Annotated in this window: 16 protein-coding genes and 1 pseudogene; 6 read left to right on the top strand and 11 right to left on the bottom strand. The window is 37.9% G+C overall.

The window, feature by feature from the left end; genetic code table 11:
- Window positions 1-149: 149 nt before the first annotated feature.
- From KO02_RS15050 to KO02_RS15060, 3 genes are all read right to left on the bottom strand, one after another.
- Complete coding sequence (locus tag KO02_RS15050) at window positions 150-791, bottom strand: DUF6266 family protein (protein ID WP_038699560.1); 642 nt, start codon at window positions 789-791, stop codon at window positions 150-152.
- A gap of 406 nt (window positions 792-1,197) precedes the next feature.
- A complete protein-coding gene (locus KO02_RS15055; protein WP_038699562.1) occupies window positions 1,198-1,515 on the bottom strand; it encodes a helix-turn-helix domain-containing protein in 318 nt (105 codons plus the stop codon).
- A 92-nt stretch (window positions 1,516-1,607) separates the two neighbouring features.
- Window positions 1,608-2,852, bottom strand: a complete 1,245-nt coding sequence (locus KO02_RS15060) for a hypothetical protein (protein WP_038699564.1) — start codon at window positions 2,850-2,852, stop codon at window positions 1,608-1,610.
- A 268-nt stretch (window positions 2,853-3,120) separates the two neighbouring features.
- On the opposite strand from KO02_RS15060, the gene KO02_RS15065 reads away from it, so the two are divergent.
- The 5 genes from KO02_RS15065 to KO02_RS15085 all read left to right on the top strand — a co-directional run bounded on the left by KO02_RS15065 (window position 3,121) and on the right by KO02_RS15085 (window position 5,409).
- Window positions 3,121-3,492, top strand: a complete 372-nt coding sequence (locus KO02_RS15065; protein ID WP_038699566.1) for a hypothetical protein — start codon at window positions 3,121-3,123, stop codon at window positions 3,490-3,492.
- Window positions 3,493-3,659: 167 nt separating this feature from the next.
- Window positions 3,660-4,202, top strand: coding sequence for a Crp/Fnr family transcriptional regulator (locus KO02_RS15070; RefSeq protein WP_038699568.1), 543 nt, complete (start codon window positions 3,660-3,662; stop codon window positions 4,200-4,202).
- 276 nt (window positions 4,203-4,478) lie between these two features.
- The gene (locus tag KO02_RS15075) at window positions 4,479-4,769 is read left to right on the top strand and encodes a hypothetical protein (RefSeq protein WP_038699570.1); all 291 of its coding nucleotides are present in this window, start codon (window positions 4,479-4,481) and stop codon (window positions 4,767-4,769) included.
- Between the two features lie 90 nt (window positions 4,770-4,859).
- Window positions 4,860-5,084 (top strand): hypothetical protein, encoded by a 225-nt coding sequence (locus tag KO02_RS15080; RefSeq protein ID WP_038699572.1) that lies wholly within the window; start codon window positions 4,860-4,862, stop codon window positions 5,082-5,084.
- A 100-nt stretch (window positions 5,085-5,184) separates the two neighbouring features.
- Window positions 5,185-5,409, top strand: a complete 225-nt coding sequence (locus tag KO02_RS15085) for a hypothetical protein (protein WP_144243337.1) — start codon at window positions 5,185-5,187, stop codon at window positions 5,407-5,409.
- 62 nt (window positions 5,410-5,471) lie between these two features.
- Here KO02_RS15085 and KO02_RS15090 read toward each other — a convergent pair whose 3' ends face one another.
- The 4 genes from KO02_RS15090 to KO02_RS15105 all read right to left on the bottom strand — a co-directional run bounded on the left by KO02_RS15090 (window position 5,472) and on the right by KO02_RS15105 (window position 12,282).
- The gene (locus tag KO02_RS15090) at window positions 5,472-6,731 is read right to left on the bottom strand and encodes a TlpA family protein disulfide reductase (RefSeq protein WP_038699576.1); all 1,260 of its coding nucleotides are present in this window, start codon (window positions 6,729-6,731) and stop codon (window positions 5,472-5,474) included.
- A 25-nt stretch (window positions 6,732-6,756) separates the two neighbouring features.
- On the bottom strand, window positions 6,757-8,115 hold the full coding sequence (locus KO02_RS15095; protein ID WP_038699578.1) for a RagB/SusD family nutrient uptake outer membrane protein: 1,359 nt from the start codon (window positions 8,113-8,115) through the stop codon (window positions 6,757-6,759).
- Between the two features lie 17 nt (window positions 8,116-8,132).
- On the bottom strand, window positions 8,133-11,477 hold the full coding sequence (locus tag KO02_RS15100) for a SusC/RagA family TonB-linked outer membrane protein (RefSeq protein WP_081918401.1): 3,345 nt from the start codon (window positions 11,475-11,477) through the stop codon (window positions 8,133-8,135).
- A gap of 97 nt (window positions 11,478-11,574) precedes the next feature.
- Complete coding sequence (locus KO02_RS15105; protein WP_144243338.1) at window positions 11,575-12,282, bottom strand: hypothetical protein; 708 nt, start codon at window positions 12,280-12,282, stop codon at window positions 11,575-11,577.
- An 861-nt stretch (window positions 12,283-13,143) separates the two neighbouring features.
- On the opposite strand from KO02_RS15105, the gene KO02_RS15110 reads away from it, so the two are divergent.
- Entirely contained in the window at window positions 13,144-13,743 is a 600-nt protein-coding gene (locus KO02_RS15110) for a helix-turn-helix domain-containing protein (protein WP_038699584.1), read from the top strand.
- 348 nt (window positions 13,744-14,091) lie between these two features.
- Here the strand turns inward: KO02_RS15110 and KO02_RS15115 are convergent, their stop codons facing one another.
- The 4 genes and pseudogenes from KO02_RS15115 to KO02_RS15130 form a co-directional block, all read right to left on the bottom strand.
- Window positions 14,092-14,319: a hypothetical protein gene (locus KO02_RS15115; RefSeq protein ID WP_038699586.1), complete on the bottom strand. Its 228-nt coding sequence runs from the start codon at window positions 14,317-14,319 to the stop codon at window positions 14,092-14,094.
- A 28-nt stretch (window positions 14,320-14,347) separates the two neighbouring features.
- Window positions 14,348-15,097 carry an Rpn family recombination-promoting nuclease/putative transposase gene (locus KO02_RS15120; RefSeq protein WP_051959965.1) on the bottom strand — a complete coding sequence of 250 codons (750 nt, stop codon included), beginning with the start codon at window positions 15,095-15,097 and terminating at the stop codon, window positions 14,348-14,350.
- Between the two features lie 597 nt (window positions 15,098-15,694).
- Window positions 15,695-15,893, bottom strand: a pseudogene (locus KO02_RS15125) (transposase); the annotation flags it as partial.
- A 244-nt stretch (window positions 15,894-16,137) separates the two neighbouring features.
- Complete coding sequence (locus KO02_RS15130; protein WP_038699588.1) at window positions 16,138-16,407, bottom strand: hypothetical protein; 270 nt, start codon at window positions 16,405-16,407, stop codon at window positions 16,138-16,140.
- Between the last annotated feature and the right edge of the window lie 178 nt (window positions 16,408-16,585).

The raw sequence follows: 16,585 nt of genomic DNA on the forward strand, positions 1-16,585 counted from the left end.
GTATCTTTTTCATTTGTATAAAAGTTATTTGGTTAGAGAACTAGATAGATATGAGCATAGATTTTAAAATCATCCTATCCAATTGTGAATAGTTAGGGAAGCAAGCCAATGCTCACCTCCCTAAAAACTCATTGACACTAACTTTTCGTTTATGCCAATACCAATTCGCCCAGATAATAACTCAACGACGTTTTTACCCCATCACGATGCCCAGTAAAGATCCAACCCTCCAGCGTATCGCCAGCATAACTAAGGGGCAAAGATAACGACAGCATCGCATCTACCCGAGTAGCTGACTCCAGAATACTGAAGAAATTTTTGGTCCTATTATACATCAACAGTACCACCGAATCGTCATCAAAAGCATTGAATTTATTCGTGTCGGGGGTCCAAGTCAATTCCAATTCACCAGGCGCATTCTCATACCAAGAAACGCCCATTAAATTGGATAAACCACCTTTTGAAATCACCACTTTCGCATAATCTATTGCCAATGCAGGGTACGTACCCGATATACCCGAATTGAGCAAAGCCTGTAAGGCCTTGTTATAACCCGTTGCTTTTCCCAATGATTTGTCCGAGTACCCCAAGTTGAGCAAATCTTTGATTGGAGATAAAAATGCTACTGCCAAAGCAAATTTAGCACGTTGTGCAATCTGACCATCCGTAGCCTTTTTTCCTGTTATTTTTGGTAGTGAACGAACGTAATCTACACTTCGCCATGAGCTTCCTACGATGCTGCCCACTTTACCGGAGTACGCCCCGACTATACCTTTTAAAAATTTTGCCATTTCTTTAATTTTCAATTGTTTATAAATAGACCTGCATGCCGGTCATTACTGATATCGAGAACTAAAGTAGGGGCAAAATCAAAGTAAAAAGAACAATGATAGGACATGATAGTAGATGATAGTCGTGCCTATCACCTACTATCATAATGATTAGAATAATGACCAAAATCGATGCAATAAAAAAGGTCGAACCATGCACGATGGTTCGACCTTATTTCAAGATTGTTCCGTATCTGTGGGTAGACAGATACGGGTAGACAAAGGGGCTTTATCGGCCGTTATTCGACACGTTGTCGAAGCCCAGTCGAAGCGCTCCCGAACAAGTGTCGAACAAGTCCCGAACAAGTGTCGAAGCGGCCACGAACAACAGTCGAACAAACCTCGAACAGCTTGTCCCGAAAAAGGACTATATCCGTCCCCTCCGCTTCCCTTCTGCCAATTGCTGGACCAGATCCTCTTTAAAAAAATAATGGCGTTTTCCTTTTCTTCGCGGTACCAACTCCCCTTGCCTTACCCAGCGGTAGTACGTTGCGGTCGAAATATTCAAAATCTCAACCACTTGGTTGATATCCATCAACCCAGAAATCTGCGAAAGATCGTCTTCGATTATCGCATGTTGCTGCAGTTGCACAGGCAAAGATGGCTCTTCCTTAGGTGCAGATTTTTCCAATAAACTGATAATGGTTTCCAGTTGTTGGCAGATTCGTTTTATTAAACTTAACATAAAATTTACTGTTAAAGCCCGGCACCGAATCCATGGGTTTCAAGATCAAGATTGCACCACCTCGCACCCCAATACCTAAGCGGTCATTCATTTCAACTATCACTTACAAAATCTGAATGAAAGGTATCGTACAATCTCGCAACATCCATTTTTAGCAAGTTATCATACTCCCAAAAATTATCATATCTTTCCTTTAATCGACCTGTTTTCAACAGCTTGGTCATACGTTCATTACCCAGTTTATCATCTATGATCGCTCTAAAAAAAGCAACCATAACGACATCTTTTTTACCACTCCCGTGCACCCCCGGTTTCAAATTCTTTTCACAATACAACATATTGACAAAAGCATCCTTAGAAATTTTTACCATCCACGGATTTTCCATCAATTGATTTGCAACCACAGTAGGTAATAACCATTTACTTCCATCAGCATAAATAGCGAAATAAGCATTTTCTACCCTTTCCATGATCATCAGTTCGAATACAAATTTTAGAATTTCAGTAGATGAAACCCGATGCAGGTTCCTTTCATAGATGTAGTTCAACAGTACATGTACCTTACGGCTTTCAATCCAAAGTATCGGTAGTGATTTTTCTTCAGAGATGACCATCCCTTCTTCCAATAGCTTGACCCTGTCGCTCAACAGTGCAACCACATGGGTCAAGGCTTCTTTTTCGATCAGCAATTGTTTGGATAAGTGCCCTTTTTCCTTCATTTCAACAGACAGGTTTTCATTGCATTTTTTCAACTCTTCCTTACTGCTAGACAGTGCTCTATTCTGCGACAACAATTCGGTTTTTATATCCACCAATTTGCGATTAACATTTACCAAAGAACTGTTATTAACTTTCAACAATTGATTTTCCTCCAACAACCTCTTCTCTTCACCAAAAGAGAACAACGACAGCTTTGGATGAAAAAACAGGTAGATACAATAAAGAAATATGGGGATGATAAAAAACCAGAAATCGGCCTTAAAATAGGCCATAGAAAAAAGTGAGGTGCTGGTTCTCCCTACTATAACGGTATACAATAAAATCAAATGAAATACCCAAATGACAAATACAGTAGCTAGCAAGAATAAGATCAACTTGACAGTTGTGGGTAGTTGTTGAAACCTTGAACCAAAATTAAAGGCATGCATTACTCGAGCTATATAATACAAGTAAAGTACCAACAAGGGCATGGTGAGCAAAATAGTCAACCAAATTATGGGTCTCTCCACTCGGGGCATCAGATTGTCCCAAGCACTTCCCAAATTAATTAAAAGTGCATAGAATACAACTCCAGTAGCATACCAGACATGTTTGGAGTTCAATTTAATTGTAAGCATAGATTTTTAACAAATTGTTTTATAAAAAGCAACAATTATAGCAAAATTAAAAATAGATGCAACCATTTTTTTTAATAATAAAAACTAAAAAATGTTTTTTACTAAAAAACAAACAAAAACCTTAATTAAGGTTAAAATACGGGCTATTATTATAATGATAAGCAAATGTTCACAAATGTGAACATTTGGGATATTCATAGCAAATGTCCCTTGACAGCATCAAAAAATGTGTATTTATTTGCATTTCATTAAATCTGAACTTACAAACATGAAAAATTCTTTCAACAACGCAGGTGTTGCGACTTTTCACCATTATCTATTTTTATTGCACATCACCGATCGCCAGGTAGTCATCGATCTGGTACGTGCCGATCTAGGGCAGTTCCTACTCGATTATTTCGACATGAGTCCCAGCCAACAAGCATTTATTATGACTATGACAAATGATTTTAAAGAAACCACAGGTGCAGGTATTGCCGAAACATGGGAATCTGGACAAGCCGTCCAATTTCAGAAAGATACGCCAGCACCAGGAGAGGATGTCAAGGACCTGGTCGTTATTGACCCCAGTTCACTGTTCAATACCACTTCTTCACGAATCCCCATTTCCATCCATATTCGATATCGTTCAGCTCAGTAAACCAATTAAGGAAAATTGCACCGATCACAATCCTTCCTTGTATTCCCAAAAAAATCAATTACTGGAGTATAAGCAATAATTCGAAGTAATGGGAATGGCCCACCTCTGACCGGACACCCAGGTTCGGTCAGTATTGAGACATTTCACATCACCCAATAAACCAAAATATGAGAAAAACCAAAGAAGAAATAATGGATATCATTTTTAAGGACATCTATTCCAATTGGAAAACAGATATCCCTGAACTGGCCTATGCATTTGAAGAAGTACAATTCATCAAAGGAGAACAATTGACCAACAATTGGGGAGATCTATATTTCCTGACTGAAGGTATGATGGGTAAATATGACAAGACCTGTCCAGTACGCTACGCCCTACCGGGCGAACCCTTATTAATCCCTAACAGCCGACATAACTTTCAGTTTCGAGCGGCAAGCGATACTAAAGCCTATGTCATGAGTAGACAAGCGTTGCACGCCATGAATCAAAGCAATAGTAAGTTCTTCGAATTTTATACCTACCTAATCGATAAACAGCAGCAACACATCGATTATAGGCAACAATTACTTTGCATAGCCAATTTTGATAAATATGAATTTGTATTAAAAAAATACCCATACATCAGAACGCATATCAAACATAAAGAACTAGCACTTTTTATGGGAGTCAGTGTTGAATATTTAAGACAATTATATAGAAATTCTTTTTGATAAAAAACATTACAACATGATTTCCAAGACATTAATCTCCACTTAAACACTAGAAAGGAGCATTTTTAAGAAAATGGCGATTTTATGCTCAAACATTTGTGCATAAAATCGCAATTCATTGGTGTCAAAATCGCAAATAACACCAAAAAGTTCTGTTCACCTTTGAAATATCAGATCGGTCATCGCATGATATGCCCGAAACAAAAAGAAGAAAATAGCACGTAACGAGTACCGTTATCAAGCGGATTTCCGATCTGATTTAAACAAGAGGTAAACATGGAACAACAAGATACAAACCAAAAAGGATTTGCTGAGCGGCAGCCAAATTGCACAAGCCAAGACAGCTTGCATGCAAGCTTCTGGCCATCAGCATTACGCTGCAAGGAGGCCGATCAGCTTGCGCTGGGTAGCAAGATCCTATTGGGAAGCTGCTGTTGTGCCGGTCCGGTGCGCGATGCACAGGGACGCCGCCACGTACCTTTCCCCGCGTCTGCGGTACAGACAATTAGAAAAAACAAAAAAGTCGCGGGCGGATGGTGTACCAGTTGGTTCGCCACTGCAATTTAACGTGCAAATAATTATGATAACATGCAATGTGTATAGAGATACGCATTGAAATAACACCAATAAATTTCACTTTATTTATACTTGTCAATTATGGCACTATTTAATTTTACGGGCACAGACCCATCGCAACCTTCACATTATAGCTTAGCAACAACTACTCCTACATGCCCTCCACCTACACAGCAAATGTGTACACTTCAGGCCATGAACGATGGTGCTAACAATCCAGTTATTACTGATGCTCTGAAAAATGAAATCATCAATTCATTACAGAATGAGATAAATGGATTAAATGTGAGTTTAAAATCGAGATAAGCGATTTTAGTAAACTTATCGACATCAGCGATTGCTACATAAGTAATAGGGTATGACGAAGAGTCATACCCTAATTGATTTAACTTTTAAAACATACAATATGAATTGGTTTAAACTAACGGGCACAGACCCATCAAATCCATCACATTACACTTTGGTATCTTCAGCACCTATTTGTATAGCTCCTCCTCAGAGACTTTGTGCCATTTATGCATTGAATGACGGAAGTGGTCAACCTGTAATCACTGATGCATTGAAAAATGAAATGATTAATGCATTGCAAAATCAAGTAAACACGACAAACGTACTCTTGGAATCCAGATAGTGCATTCATCCGTAATGCATTAATAAAGGGTATGATCTCACCATCATACCCTTTGTATTTAATTATTCATTTACCTCCTCAATCACCAATACTTCCTGCATGCCCCGACCTAAAACCGCTTCAATACCATAAGCAGCTAATTGTGCATTCAATTCTTCCAAGTTTGAATAAGAACCAATTATAATCTCCTCTTTACTATCGACCAAGTCTAAAACTGGCGGAAATTTTTTACCAAGATCAGTCATTACAGCCAGCACAGCGCTATTGGCAAAGTTCATTTTTCTTTCACTTAATACTCCTTTATACAGGATAATAGGGCATGCTTTTAATATTAGACAATCCATTTCTTGCATCTCTTTATAAGACCGGATACCAAAAAAACTATGTAGATCATTCAACACTAAACGTGATTGAGCTGAATCGCTTCGCGGTATCCTATCCAAGCGTTCATAAGATATCGCATTCTTTCTATACCATAGGTCTCCTATATTGGATATATCATAATAACGATCCGGATTCTTTACCTTCAAGACAATCCTTTCAGGTCTTGGGATATAATTTGCCTTCTTTACCTTTGCCCAATTAAAAAGTATGGCACTATAAATAGAGACATTGTAAAAAGATGTTTTGATAAGCCCTGTTACACTATCTTCTTTAATAACCATAGGTTGAAAAGGAACTCCATTCTGATAGCCCGAAATCGAAACTCCTTCTTTCGCTTGTTGACTTCCACTCGGAGATTGTCCTTCCAAATCGCCTTTTCCAAAATCATTTTTCCATGGCAAGTCAATCTTACCAGTTTTATACAACCGTAGTATTTCTTCCTCGGTAATAACTTTATGCCCCGCAATAGCATGTACTTTACCTTGATACAAAAACACCACATGCGGAACCGTTTGGTGTGGAAACAGTTGCTTGAGATATGTATCTGAATGTATAACTGATAAATTCACGTTATTTTCCTTTAGAAATTCATTGTTTTCAAAAAACTTCTCCAAAGTGGCTTTATCCTGCCAAGCTACCGTAATAATCTGCAGTTTATCCTTCAATTTATCTTGCAGTTTTTGCAGCTTGGGCATAGTCTGTATACAAGTGCCACAAGAAGTATCAAAGAAATCCAATATGACAACCTTATCATTCAGTTTTTCCCAATCTATTGTTTTATCCAAGCCACGCATCAATTTGACAGTAGTTGGGGGAATAAAAGTATCTCCTATTTTAAGCGCCTTGCTTAAATCTACTTTTTGGTACGTCTGGGCATGTGAAGTACTGCATAGCATCAGTAAACAGATCTGGAGAACGATCAATTTTAAATGTTTCATAATTACTTTTTTTATAAATGATTGTTTAACGTATGTTTTGAGGTATTTTGCCAATAATAACAACTGGTTCAGGAAGTCGAAAAGCATATTTTATACTATTCGGACTGAGCGTATACTCCTTACCCTTCACCACTTTTTTAAGTGTTTTTTGAAAGCGCGGATCCAGATTCAACCGTTTCAGATCTGACCAGCGACGTCCTCGAAACACCAATTCCTTTTGACGTTCTATAAGAATCAAAGGCAAAAGCAAGTCTGGACTCGTTTCCACTACAGGAATAAATTGGTTCTTATCTTGCCTATTCTTAAGAAGGGTATTTAAAGTAGATAATGCTTCTGTTACTTTTCCAATCCGAGCTGCTGCTTCAGCTTTTACTAGGTACATCTCACTACTGGTCAGCCCTACAAATATGGTTGCAAGTGCTTTATCATAATTACCCTTGAAACCATAAGTATCCTGCGGGAAAAGGTTTTTTCTGAAAAATAAGGTCTTTCTCAAATCGTTATCTGCATATGACCTGTATAATGTAGAATCGACTAATCCATTGTTCAAGCTCATTGGACCTGCTGTACCTGTAATAGCCGCAAATAGTACTTCCACATTAAATCTATCAATAGGAAGATCTGCAGAAGTATTCAGGGTGTTAAAATCCATCAAATTAGCGTGAGTCTGTAGACTTGAATCAGCATAGAGGTATGCCTGTTGATAGTTACCCATATACAGGTAAGCACGGGCAAGACCTGCATAGGCACTGGCACGAAATGGCCTACCCTTTATCGCTTCCAGCAGTGGCAACTGCCATACAGCAGTTTTATAATCCTTAATAACCTGATCAAAACTTTGTTGTACACTTACCCGAGTTGAGGGTTCATCAATACCTGGATCCAAGCGCAAGGGTATCCCTAATTCAGACATGGCAGTTCCTGCCTGATAAGGGGGAGCAAATACTTCCAGCAGTTGCTGAAAGGCGAAAGCACGATAAAAGTGTGCAATACCCGATAAGTTTTTACTCTCCTTATCTGAGCCAATTGTACCCAAGTTATCTATAATCTCCAATACTTGATTCGCATTATATACAACTTTATAGGGCCTTTGCCATTGCATGATATCATTATTAGGTTCATCCAACCAGCTATAGGTATTCTGCTGCTCCAAATTTAGAGCACCATCAAAATTTTCATCAGTCAGATAATATTCATCCGCTCCCCACTCTCCGAATAAGGGATATCCGGTATTCATCGCGCTATAATTATTGAGCAACAACTCTGCTTCATTCAATGTCTTTGGAATGACCATTTTAATATCAGGCTTCTCTTCCAAAAAATTGTTGCAGCCACAAAAAAGAAGCAAAGTCCAAATCCCTACAGTAAGATTATTTGTTTTCATGATAGAAAGATTAAAGGTTAAAGGTTAAAACTAAATCCTAGTGCTGTCATCATTGGATCAGGTATCTTGAAACCATATTCAGTGTCGATGCCCCATTTATTCGCACGCCAGATCGTACCCACATTTTGGACGTACCCATATATTTTACAATTTTTGAGTTTAAAATTGGAAGTGAAAGGAAGATTGACAGTCAATTGAATATCTCGCAACTTGATCTGACTTCCACTTTCGAGCAAGGCTGAGGAACCTAGAAATAACTTACTAGCTACTGAGTTTGCTGGATAAGTGACAGCAGGCACATCTGTTATCAACTCATCTCCGGGTTTCTGCCAGCGCTGCGCATAATCTTTATGCCCGATACTGCTATTAACTAATAAGTGATTATTGTAAGAATTGCGCAAGAACTTATGTCCCAATTGGTAAGAGATGTTCCACGATAATTCTACTGTTTTATACCGGATGCTGTTCCGAAAACTACCGGTATAAAGTGGAATCACTGAGCCTTGATATTCCAAATCCTTTACATTCATGTTGGTAATGGCACTATAGTCTTTCGAAATCTCACCTTTGAGATATGCTCGTGGTACCCCGGTCTCAGGATCCAAACCTGCCCACTTATACGTAAGCAGACTAAATAGATCCTTCCCCTCAATAGGGGTCATGATATTAGATAAGCCGGCACCTATAAAATTTTGCCCAATTTCATTCTCGACAAAAGCTTTTAATACTTTTGTACGCGCATAAGAAAATACAAGATTGCTGTTCCATGTCCAATTTTTTGACACGACAGGTATTGCGTTCAGTGAAATATCCCAACCTTTTGTCTTGATGTTGGCACTATTGACCATCATACTGTTAAAACCAGTACTCGGATCTACCCGATCTGGAGCAATAAGGTCCTTCGCATTCTTTTCATAATACTCCACACTACCGGACAGCCAATTGCCCTTAATCGCAAAATCAAGTCCGAGGTTGGTAATAGCTACCCGTTCCCAACGTAATCTAGGATTAGGTGGAGTCATGATCATCCCATATTTTTGACCATTGATAAAATGCGACTCACTCTCTATGGATATAATGGGATAAGCAGACACCGAATTGTTAACATTACCATTATAACCGTAAGTGGCACGTAGTTTCAATAAACTAAAAGGACCATTTTCCAAAAATGGTTCTCGAGAAAGCACCCAAGCACCGCCTACTGACCAGAAAGGTTGTCCGCGGTCATTACTTTTAATACCAAATAGATTAGAAGCATCCTTTCTAAAATTTCCGCTCAAAATATATTTGTCACTATAAGTGTAGGAAGCATTTGCAAAATACGATACAAAATTATTGCGAAATAGTTGATACTGGTTATTATCACTTAAATAAAACCAACCCAATGCACCATTGAAGTATGGAACTGCAACACCATAGGGTGCTGGCTTAAAAGCCCCAGTTTCCGGATCAAAACCTTGATATTTAGACACCGTTAAGGTTTTCTGAAGTTTACGCACTTCCATCCCTGCAAACAGTGATATTTCATGCTTATCCTGCCATTTCTTATTGTATTCAGCAGTTGCCCTACTTTGATGGGTATAGCTATCCCAGTTGAAAATGCTCAGATCATCTCCTACTGGCAAGTTCCAAGTAACAGCATCCGCATTATAACTGGCCACTGCATTAATATCTGACCGTTGAAAATAAGACCCGATTCCTCTCCATGCCTCGCTTGGGTTCATAGAATGCTGATAGGCATATTGCATATTCAATCTCAAACCAAAATCGAAAGCATAATTCACGTTAAAATTGGTAAACAACTCACGTACTTTTTGCGTCTCTCTTGAATCGTACAATTCTTTTAATGGTCTGTAGGTCCAATCCAATAACCTTCCTCCAGCTACTGTATCCCGATATACTGGACTGATTGAGGTTGCCTCTAATATTGCAGGATCACCGTTTTCATCCACCAATTTCATATAGGGATAATTTTGCACACCTTTTCCCAATAGATTATAATCAACGGGTACCAGCGCATTTACATTTTTCGATTCTGTATACAACAGACCGACATCCACCAACATATTCTTAATTGGTTTGAATTGAGAATTAGATTTTAAGTTCAGACGTTGGTAAGATGAGGTAACCACATCATTTAAGTTCTTATCATAACCAACAGAAAATAACGTATTTGCTTTTTCACTTCCTGTTTTCAACTGCAGATTGTATTGTTGATTAACAGCATTACGGTAGATGTATTTCAAAAAATCATCACGTGCATCAATCGCCTTGAGCTTACCTATTTTTTCGTTAAATTCAGCTTCAGATATGGCACCAGTCCGCTTGTCTTCCATCAACCGAATTGCCGGCTCTGGATTGTACCTCCAATTATTGAACTGACCATTAAACTTCCCTTTATCAAAAAGAAACTGTTGCATATCGATGTAATCGGAGGTCTTCATCTGTGGATAATAATACAGATCGGGTTTGGCCTTGATACTGACGTTAGCATTAAAAGATATTTGCATTGCCTGATTGAACTTTCCTTTTTTAGTCGTGACAACGATAACACCATTACCCGATTGCGCTCCCCAAATGGAGGATGCTGCGGCATCCTTCAAGACTGTCACACTCTCAATATCATTGGGATTGAGATTATTAAATGCACCCATTCCAGCAACTTGATAATATGTCTCATAGGGTACACCGTCAACCACAACAAGTGGCCACCTTTCAGATCTCATCGTACTCATTCCACGGACATTTATATTCAATAGAGCTCCCCTATTATTAAATACCTTATTAGCGCTTATCCCCGGTACTACATCTTCCAATCGACTTACAAAGTCTGTCGAGACCTTTCTATTGAACAGTTTATTGTCGACAAATTCAAATGATCCTGTTGCGCGTTCTTTTGGTATTTTCTGGTATCCGGTGGATACTACATCAACTTCTTCCAATACATTCTCTTCGGGTATCAATTTCACAGTTAACGATACTCCTGCGGTATAATTGATTTCTTGGGTTTTATAACCGACATAACTGAATTTAATTTTCCCTTTTCGGTTCTTGACCAGTAATTGGAAAGTTCCGTCTTTGGATGCTCGGATTTTTAGATTCTCATCATCGATACGTATGGATACGTCTTGCATCGGTTTACCATCTATGGCGGATACTACAAGCCCTACAAGTTCCTGTTTTTGCCCATTCACCCCACTGTCCTTGCGGGGTGCCTGAGCATATGAACTGACCATAAAAGAGTTTAATACTAGGGTCAACAACAGCATCCTGCTCATCAGAAGAACACCATCTCCCCTATGTTTACATAGCTTCCGGAGATATCCCCAGAGCTTGTTTATAGGATTTATTTTTCTTTTCATAATTTAAATTTTTAGGCATAACACTCCCCTTACCCTTTTTCAGGCTTTGTTTTACTCCTGTATTACAGGGGTTCAGAAAGCTTATGAGCCTTTTTTCTTAACTTCTTGCAGCTAATCTTTGTGCAACTGGTTCTGTAATTTTTCTAGCTTTGCTTTTCATGATCATCATCGGCTGTTCTTGCCAAATGAGCTCGACCGATTCGCCATCCTTTGTTATGATCCGCTGACTGCCTTTTACGATAGATAACTGCTCAATGCGGACATCCAACTGAAAGTGCTCGTTCAGATCGTTCAAGATCCGCTGTCGGTATTCTTCCCGTTCGGTATTTGCCGGCACAGCAAGCTCGTAATCATAATACAGAGGCCCATTATTCGCATAGCCTTGATAAGGAATAAACTGGCTCTTATCGGCACCATGTACGATAATCTGCTCGGTCGAAAAATTAGATGGTAATCCCAATGCAAACAGATAGCATTCATAAATGGCCATATACGCTAAGGATACCCGCAGCACATCGTTCTGTCCATCGCATACCACTGCACTGTAAGAAACCCCGTTCCCCTTTGACGGACTCAAGAACGAATAATAACGTTGTTTTACTCGATTCTTGGCCATAGCATGTAGTAGCCTATACTGATGCTCTATTTGTGCAGATGCCGACAGTGGTGGCTTTAATATTCGTTTTGGTAATTGTGTAATCATAATTGGTTTTTTCATAATTGGAACACATGTTTTACGCAAATGCAAAGGCAATTCCTGCCCTAGAGACAGCGCATAGCCCTCCCTCTTGCAAGTTTTTTGCATTCTAAAATGTTTAAATTGTAGGTGAGTCGGATGTTATAGCCTAGGTACTATACAGCCTCTTCAACCACTCAATAGTTAAAAAAATAAGGTGAAAAAAATGCAATTATAAGTCTTTGTACTTGTTATAATTGGTCTTTAGGATTGCATTTTAAGGTATTCGAATAAGATCCGACTCGACATAATATAGAATATCTATACAAATAGAGAGCGAAATTATTGTTTTGCAAAAAATATTCATTACTTTTAAAGTGTGAGATTTAAAGGAACAAAAGTTTAATTGCTTATGGCATAATAACGCTAATACGAATCGGAAAAACCACTAGAAGCTAAGCTATTATAATGGCTATTCACCATTATTGTGTGCTTTTACCTACCCTATCGGGTGGATATGCCCCTTTTGGTTTTTAATGCATAACAAGTTATTCCGGTTGTCGGAGCTTGTTTTTAAACAACGCATTGATAGCGCTATGCACAGCACGATCCTGGATCAGCTGAAACATGGGTGGATTTTTGGACTCTTTTCTTTTCATCATTTATTTGGTTAAAATCTTTGGTTAATGAAAATGAGTCTATTGGAAGAAAATGAGGACTTATAATAAGAAGAAGGCTCCACTATTTTCAACTTTATTCGTGGCACGACGAAGAGCCATTGACGCAGTATCCAATAGGGAAGCCTTCCCCTTTTTTGTAAATATACAAAAAGATGAGGGGGCAGCAAGCCCTACGGTCTCTCGTCATTGAAAATTCGTCGTTTCCGAATAAGAGACTCCAATCATATAACTGATTGTAAGACAAATATAATACAACTGTATGAGAAATGCAAGAATATGTTATTAAAAATATTTTTCATACAAATAAAATATGGCTAGAACACAAAATAAAGTATTGGCAGCGTTCATAAGCAAACGCTTTAATACACTAATGAAAGAAACAGGCTTGAGTTTGGAAGAGTTTGCTATCTATACAAATGTGAAAGTTAGTTCTTTCCGAAGTTATCATTCAGGAACAGTTCCTGTATCATTGGAAACCGTAGATAAAATTTGTGAAGCTTGCGGAATCTTACTATCCGATTTTACAAATGGAGGTAAGAAACTGACCATTAATAATAAAATTAAAGATCAGGCCATTAGCTTCCAAACGAATTATAGACTAGAAAAACTGGCTATAATTCAGGATAAAAGTCTCGAATTTTCAGTAAAACCTACCGGGACTGGGAATAAATGGGAACGGGAAATGATTAAATACATCATTTTACATACAGATTATTTCCTTAAACCGAAATCAATCGCTGAAATGGTTGTTGATTTTTCCAAGGAATTCGACTTTACACTTGAATCTGGCCGCATCTACGAATTGCTACGTAAATATGTAGATAACGAACTTAAAAAAGAGAAATCTACACGTATCAATAACGATAGTACCCAATCAAATAGAACAATATTTCTCTATAGTAAGGCATAACAGCGGATATTTAACCCAAAAAAAATCTTTTACGAAGATGGCGAGCGTCCAGTAATAGGATTATTTCCTAAACCTGTTGCTTAAGACGTAAGTGAGGGGTAAAAGCTATCGGTATCATGGATGATGCGCAGACTTTAGTTCTAGCTTACCCATCTAATAACCTGATAACGTTAAAAAACGGCGAGCGTCCAATGATACGGTTATTACCGAAGCCAGCTGATGGAGATAAAAGTGAGGGATAAGATGATTGTTGATTACCGACGAAGGTAAAGCAGATTGAACTATAACAGACAGAGCCGAATGATCATCTGACCATTCGGCTCTGTATATTTTATGGTAGTAAATTATTTATAGTTTTTCAATTTCTTCTATGGAAAGTTCTAAAATTTCACTAATCTCGTCTTTTTCGATACCTCTAGCGAGCATTTTCTTTGCTGAAGCGAGCTTCTCAGCATAAGCCTTAGCCTCCGTTTCGGTACGACCATGTTTCTCACCCTCTAATCGACCTTCCTTTTTCGCGTATGCCAACGTATTAATATAATCACGTTTTCGATCTATGCTGGATATGTATGACATCGGTTTATCAGGCGTTAATTTTGCCAGTTTAAAGCTTGTTGACGACTTCTTGAGGTAAGTCTAAACTTTTTGAAATAATTTCATTGCTTACACCAGATTTTTTCAACTCTCTTGCTGAAGCGAGCTTCTCTTCATAAGCCTTAGCCTCCGCTTGGGTACGACCATGCTTCTCACCCTCTAATCGACCTTCCTTTTTCGCGTATGCCAACGTATTAATATAATCACGTTTTCGATCTATGCTGGATATGTATGACATCTGTTCATCAGGCGTTAATTTTGCCAGTTCTCCTACTTCAAAGATACGAGAGAATATTCTTTTATCCAAATAGTTAGGCAATTCATCAATCTCATCCAAGTGCTTCATCAGATACATCCATTGATCCATGATGGTAGGTAAATCGTTCTTGGATTTATTAAAATTGGGTAGTACAAGTAGCTTATAGCTCAACTTGGGGTATAGCACTTCCTGATCAAACTCATCCATAATCTTGGCGCTATAATAGTACTTTTCTCTATTTGAAATATCGAGGCGAAAACCTAAGACTGCAACAAAATAAATGGGCGGTAACTCATAATTATTACCTTCCTTGCCTTTTTTTGCTAAACGACTAATAGTACGAGAGGTGTAGCTAACGGCTCGATCAAAAAAGAAATCTTGATTTTGCAACTGCATCTCCACAAGAAAAACTTCCCCACTGGCACCAACACAACGAAGATCAAAAACGACCTTACGCTCACTCGGCTCATCACCATCTTCCTCAACATTACTATATTGCAAGTCGACAACAACATGTTCACCTTCTAAAAGACTGTTCAGAAAATTAATCAGGTTGCCCTAGTTTTCCTCTCGACCAAAATAAAACTTCCAACCGAAGTCACTTAAAATATCGATATACTTCGAAAGATCATTCCTCTTCATACTCATAATGATATATAATTGGTTATCAGTATAAAAGTGAAAAATAAAAATCACAAAGCCAATGAATTTAGTATTTAAACTAAATTATTTATCAATTTACAGCTCCACTACTTCGAATAATTCATGATGATTAAGATTTGATTTTTATCGTTATCATGGATTGTCTTGTGGACAATTTTACGGAAATGGCGAGCGTCCAATGATAGGGTTTTACTTAAGTCAGCTGATGAAGATGATAGTGAGGGATAAGATGATTGTTGATTACCGACGTAAGGTAAAGCAGATTGAACTATAACAGACAGAGCCGAATGGTCAGATGATCATTCGGCTCTGTATATTTTATGGTAGTAAATTATTTATAGTTTTTCAATCACTTCAACGGAAAGAATACTTTTATTCATCATTGTTTAATTTCAAAGGGATTCATGATACGCTGTGCTTAGTTTTTTTTAACACATCCGAACCCAGATCCGCAACAAGCTTCTTCAGCTGAGCATTTTCTTCTTCAAACTGGCGCAGTTTTCGGAGTTCTGAAACTCCTAGGCCACCGTACTTCTTCTTCCAATTGTAAAATGTAGCCTCGCTGATGCCCATCTTGCGGCAGACTTCCTCCACCTGGGGGCCCCGTTTCAGACTGCTGTATCGCAAAGGCAATCTGTGCTTCGGTAAACCGACCGAAGAGAGCTCATGCAAAGCATAACTTATTTCGATCTTTTCGTCGTTTTTCCTCCTATTTAAAATTAGTAATTTTATACCGAATTCTCTACTTTTAAATGTTCCATTTTTTTGGGAGGAGATCAATAACAACAAAGGGTAATCATCAGCTCTGACGAACTGAGAATTACCCCCTGACACAGTTTATTTTACATTCCCTAAGAGGGTTTTTATACTATTTAACTTTAATTTCTTTTATTTACAAGCTGTAATAAAAATCTTTTGATATGCACCCTAAAAGTTTGGTGTTTTAAAGCTTCGGGTAAATTTCTTGAATTTATTATGTAACTATAATCATCACTGAATATATCTATGGTTTCTTTTGTGTAATTTAATAGAACTACTTTAAAGTGATATCTCCCTTTTACTGCATCATAAGTTAATTCATAATTGTATTTTATTTTAACTTCTTGTGGTGTACCTTTATTAATAACATATTCATTTTTCCCCTTCATATTTTAAATAATTGATTAAATTACAAGTTAATGAAAACTTTTTGAATAATAATAAAAACCCAATGGTTCAATAAAAAAGGGATAGCAAATTAATACCATGCCAATAGTTTTAAGATTACTTTCGCTTCCTATACCTACTTTATAAATATTGATGTCCATGGAATTAGTATCGCCACTT

Source organism: Sphingobacterium sp. ML3W, from assembly GCF_000747525.1.
Classification (GTDB): Bacteria; Bacteroidota; Bacteroidia; order Sphingobacteriales; family Sphingobacteriaceae; genus Sphingobacterium.